This is a genomic window from Luteibacter sp. P4_D7_3 (assembly GCF_056401735.1).
In genome coordinates this window covers 1-5,147 of record NZ_JBFUIT010000280.1, presented here as the reverse complement: position 1 = coordinate 5,147, position 5,147 = coordinate 1, and the positions used below count along the sequence as shown (strand labels likewise).

The following is a 5,147-nucleotide window of genomic DNA, read 5'->3' as shown; positions in this document are numbered from 1 at the left end:
GGTTTGAGTGCGGTCGTCATCGCCCTTTGATGTGACTGCGCGTACGTTGTAGCCATATAACGCGTGGTCGTTATCTCCGGAGCCACCCATGAAACGCCTGTTTCTACTCGCTATCCTCTTGTCTTCCGTATTCTCACTGAGCGGCTGCCTCATCCGTGATCATCGCGATGGTGGCCCGGATCGCTATAACAACGGTCCCAATCATCACTGCGACGATCGTGGCAATCGTGACAATAGTTGTGACGACCACGATCACCATTGACGCCTGACGCCTGACGCCCGATGGCAAGAAATAGCCCGACATGTGAATGCCGGGCTTTTCTACTTTACGGGCGCGGTGCGAGTTTGATCAGATCGCTTTGGCTAGCTTGTCCGCAAGGCCGATGTACGACGCAGGCGTCAACTCAGCCAGTGCCTGCTTCGCATCGGCAGGCAGGTCGAGGCCAGCAATGAAGGCACGCATCGAATCCTTCGTGATGCCCTGGCCGCGCGTGAGCGCCTTGAGCTGCTCGTACGGTTCCGGCAGGCCGAAGCGACGCATGACGGTCTGGACGGCTTCCGCGAGGACTTCCCAGCTGTTGTCGAGATCAGCGGCGACGCGCTCGGCGTTGACGTTGAGCTTGCCCAGACCCTTCAGCAGCGACTCGATCGCGACCAGCGAATGGCCGTAAGCCGTGCCGAGTGCACGCAGCACGGTGGAGTCGGTGAGATCGCGCTGCCAGCGGCTGATCGGGAGCTTCTCGGCGAAGTGGCCGAGCAGGGCGTTGGCGAGACCGAAGTTGCCTTCGGCATTCTCGAAGTCGATCGGGTTGACCTTGTGCGGCATCGTGGACGAACCGACTTCGCCCGCCTTGAGCGCCTGGCGGAAGTAGCCCAGCGAGATGTAGCCCCAGATGTCGCGCGCGAGGTCGATAAGAATGATGTTGATCCGGCGGAGTACGTCGGCGAATTCGGCGATGCCGTCGTGCGGCTCGATCTGCGTCGTGTACGGATTGAACGTAAGGCCGAGGCCGTCGACGAAGTTCGACGCGAGCGCCGGCCAGTCGACCGCCGGATAGGCGATGACGTGGGCGTTGTAGTTACCGACGGCACCGTTGATCTTGCCCGGGATCTCGATGGCGACGAGCTGGCGACGCTGACGCTCGAGGCGCGCGACGACGTTGGCGATTTCCTTGCCCATGGTCGTCGGCGAGGCGGTCTGGCCGTGCGTGCGAGCGAGCAGGGAGAGGCCGGCGTGCTCGTGCGCGAGGCCGCGCAGCATCGCGATGACCTTGTCCAGCGCTGGCAGCAACACCGATTCACGCGCGTCGCGCAGCATCAGCGAGTAAGCGAGGTTGTTGATGTCTTCGCTGGTGCAGGCGAAATGCACGAACTCTTTGGCCTGGGCGAGGGCGGGATCGTTGCCGATCTTTTCCTTGATAAGGTACTCGACCGCCTTGACGTCGTGGTTGGTCGTGGCCTCGATCGCCTTGATCCGCTCGCCGTCCTCGATGGAGAAGGCGTCGGCGATGGCGAGCAGGCGGGTCACGGCGTCGGCCGGGAAGGCCGGCAGCTCGACGATGCCCGGGTGCGCGGCCAGGGCCAGCAGCCAGTGGATCTCCACGTGCACACGGCGATGCATGAGGCCGAATTCGCTGAAGATGGGGCGCAGCGGCTCAACCTTGGAGGCGTAGCGGCCGTCCAGCGGCGAGAGGGCGGTCAGCGTGGCGTGGGACATGGGGCGTTCCTGGAGGCTAGGCGGGGCAGCCGCTGATTATACCGCCTGGGCGCTGCGGGGGCCTTGTGTGGGAGCCGGCTTTGCCGGCGATGGGTGCTGGCGACGGCCTGCCCGCTGCCGCGGGATCGCCGCTGAAGCGGCTCCCACAGGGGAATAGGGGCCGCACACGTTCAAAAATGCATCAAGGGGCCTTACTGTAGGGGAATCTCCCACCGAGGTTCCCCGCATGAGCAAGTTCCGCACCGAACGCGACAGCATGGGCGAGTTGAAGGTACCCGCCAAAGCCCTCTATGGCGCCCAGACCCAGCGGGCGGTGGATAACTTCCCGGTGTCGGGGCTGACCATGCCGCGCGAGTTCATTCGTGCGCTGGGCCTGATCAAGTCGGCGGCGGCAGAGGCGAACGTCAAGCTGGGGCACCTCGACAAGGCCTCCGCCAAAGCCATCCGTGCCGCCGCCGAGCAGGTCGCCGCCGGTGGCGTCGACGAACACTTCCCGATCGATGTCTTTCAGACCGGGTCGGGTACCAGCTCGAACATGAATGCCAATGAGGTCATTGCTCACCTCGCCGAGGCGGCCGGCACGACCGTGCACCCGAACGACCACGTCAACGCGGGGCAGAGCTCCAATGACGTGATCCCCACGGCGATCCTGGTCAGCGCCAGTCTGGCGACGACCGAGAAGCTGCTGCCGGCGCTGAAGCACCTGCGCAAGACCATCGACACCCGTGCCAAAGAGCTGAAGAAGGTCGTCAAGACCGGCCGCACTCACCTGATGGACGCGATGCCGATCACTTTCGGACAGGAGCTTTCGGGCTGGTCGGCGCAGATTGCCGATGCGTCGGAACGTATCACCGACACCCTGAAGCGCACGCGTCGCCTGCCTCAGGGTGGCAGCGCGGTGGGTACGGGCATCAATGCGGATCCGAAGTTCGGACCGGCGGTTGCCGTCGAGCTGACGAAGCTTACCGGCGTGAAGTTCGAGTCCTCCGAGAACTACTTTGCGGGCATGGCTGCACAGGACGCCCCGGTCGAACTTTCTGGCCAGCTTCGTGCGCTTGCCGTTGCCGTGATGAAGATCGCCAACGACCTGCGCTGGATGAATTCCGGTCCGCTGGCAGGTCTGGGCGAGATCGAGTTGCCGGCACTCCAGCCCGGTTCGTCGATCATGCCGGGCAAGGTCAATCCGGTCATTCCGGAAGCGGCGGCGATGGTGGCAGCCCAGGTCATCGGCAATGACGCGACGATAGCCGTCGCCGGCGCGTCGGGTAACTTCCAGCTCAACGTGATGCTGCCCGTCATCGCGTACAACCTGCTGCAGTCGATCGAGATCCTGTCGAACGTGATCGTACTGCTGGCTGACAAAGCGATCGCCGGCTTCAAGGTCAACGAAGAACACATCCGCGAAGCGCTCGACAAGAATCCCATTCTCGTGACCGCGCTCAATCCGGTCATCGGCTACGAGAAGGGGGCCGCCACGGCCAAGCAGGCTTATAAGGAAAAGCGTCCGATCATGGATGTTGCCCTCGAAACCACCGGCCTGTCGAAGGCCGAGCTGGCCAGGCTGCTCGATCCCGCCACACTGACCAAGGGCGGCATTCACGGCGGTGGTGGTGGCGGTGGTTGAGGGAGGGCGATCTGTCGCGTTGCCGGCTCAATGCGCCGGCAACCACAGCTCGAGGACGCCTGGCCGGCCTTGTCCCTGCGGTAGGGGCACGACCTGGGGCGTTATGTGGTGCGCGGTGGTGGCCCATCCGGCAAGGGCCGTTGCGCAGCCTGCGCCATCCGACGTGGTGTAGAGCAGGGTAGGCTGGTTCCACTGGAAGGGAATGCGCGTGCCGCGCCGCGCTGCCGTGGCTGTGACGTTCTCGACGCCCGGAGCACGTAGGCCGAGCGTCTTGAGCGCCGCGTTGTAGGCCATCGCTCTCTCCCGCGAGGTGTCGTTGTAAACCTGTGTGTACACGGTGGTGGGTCGGTCCGTACCGCCGCACGCAGTGCGGACATCATCTGCGGTGTAGGTCACTTCGACGGTGGGCACCTTCGTGCTCGTGGCCACAGGCGCGGTCTGCGCGCGCGCGGGTCCGGCAGGTGCAGGGGGTGGAGCGGGGGCGGCCACCGCAGCGTCCCGTGCAGGTGCCGCGGTTGCGCCGGTCAGCACCGCCGGCCCCAGGTCGGTCGCCCCGGTCGTCGCATGGGATGCCAGCGTCGTGGTCCCCTGATCGTTGGTTGAGCCCTCGATCGGAACAGGATTGTCCCAGATTCGATACTCCGCCAGGTTCGTCTCCCACGTCCCCGGCGATGGCACCAGCGCTCTTTTCAGATTGTCGGCGAGGTTGGTGCAGGTGAAAAGGTCGATGCCGGCGCCGCAGCGGGCGCGCACCCGGGTTTCCAGCGTCGCCATGTCGTCGCGATTGCTTCCCGCCAGCGGTGTAGCGGATGACAATCTGATCAAGTCAGTCACGTCGTCAGACGCACTGTCGACGTCGATCGTTGTTTTCTTGAAGTCCTCGCGAACGATGCGGATCTGCGCGGTGACCTTGCCCGCATCCTCGGCGGCGGCTTTGGCGAGCGTTGCAGCCTCCGTTCGCTGCCCGTCCCATGCCTGCCAGATAGCGATCAACGCCGTGGCGACGGCACCCAGGCCAATCGATGCCCCGACGGTGGCGGCCGTCGATCGCTTGGCTTTCACGGGCTTCTTCGGCGCGAGTTTCCCGGTGGGCATGGTGATCACGGCTGCTGCTTTCACCAGGGCCGGCAATGCGGCAAGGCTCGGGCCGGAAAGCAGCGAGCCAAGATAGGTGCCAAGGTGACAATAGCTTTCCCACTGTTCTTCGCTGAAGAACTGTTGGGACGTGGGCTGCTGTGGGAACGGCGGTTGCCGCTCGGCATACGCGGTGGTGTCCAGATCGAACGCGGTGGGCACGCGCGGCTTCACGATCAGGAGCGCACCCACGAACGCTTCGTCGCTCGCAGTCCGKGGCGGATAAGTGACACGCGCAAGCAACAGGAAGTCATCGCCCGGCTTGTTGGTCATGGACGTTGGCGTTGCGAGGAAGGGCGCCAGAGCAAACCCTGTAAGCGTCGGATCCAGAGGGTCGATGAACTCGATGTCACAGTCGTAATCGATGCGTGCCTTACGCACAAGGTTTTCGACATCGCCGAAGAGGTAGTCGGGATCGGCGCCGCAGTCCGCGAGCACGACGAGGTCGAGCCGCCGCTTGAGCAGGGCGTAGACACCGGTGTTGTCGAAGTGGCCGCCGTCGGACAGGTACCATTGAGCGCTTTTCAGCCCGGGGAACATGCCCAGGCATTCGCGCAACATTGCCCGGTACTTCTCGAGAAAAACCCAGCGAGTGACGGGTTGGGAGAGATTCTTCTGCCAGTATCCGAGGCGCAGGCCGCTGATGAACAGCAGCGCCGACAGGGCAGAGCG

General features: G+C 64.2%; 4 protein-coding genes. 1 reads left to right on the top strand and 3 read right to left on the bottom strand.

The window, feature by feature from the left end:
• Positions 1 to 133 precede the first annotated feature (133 nt).
• Together AC1DSN_RS18025 and purB are read right to left on the bottom strand one after the other, a co-directional pair.
• Positions 134 to 304, bottom strand: a complete 171-nt coding sequence (locus tag AC1DSN_RS18025) for a hypothetical protein (protein ID WP_477299216.1) — start codon at positions 302 to 304, stop codon at positions 134 to 136.
• Between the two features lie 45 nt (positions 305 to 349).
• Complete coding sequence (gene purB / locus AC1DSN_RS18020; RefSeq protein ID WP_477332018.1) at positions 350 to 1,717, bottom strand: adenylosuccinate lyase; 1,368 nt, start codon at positions 1,715 to 1,717, stop codon at positions 350 to 352.
• A 226-nt stretch (positions 1,718 to 1,943) separates the two neighbouring features.
• Here purB and AC1DSN_RS18015 point away from each other — a divergent pair, with 226 nt between their 5' ends.
• Complete coding sequence (locus AC1DSN_RS18015) at positions 1,944 to 3,341, top strand: class II fumarate hydratase (protein WP_477295683.1); 1,398 nt, start codon at positions 1,944 to 1,946, stop codon at positions 3,339 to 3,341.
• A gap of 27 nt (positions 3,342 to 3,368) precedes the next feature.
• On the opposite strand, the gene AC1DSN_RS18010 is transcribed toward AC1DSN_RS18015, so the two are convergent.
• On the bottom strand, positions 3,369 to 5,147 hold a 1,779-nt coding region (locus AC1DSN_RS18010), incomplete at its 5' end, for a hypothetical protein (protein ID WP_477332016.1).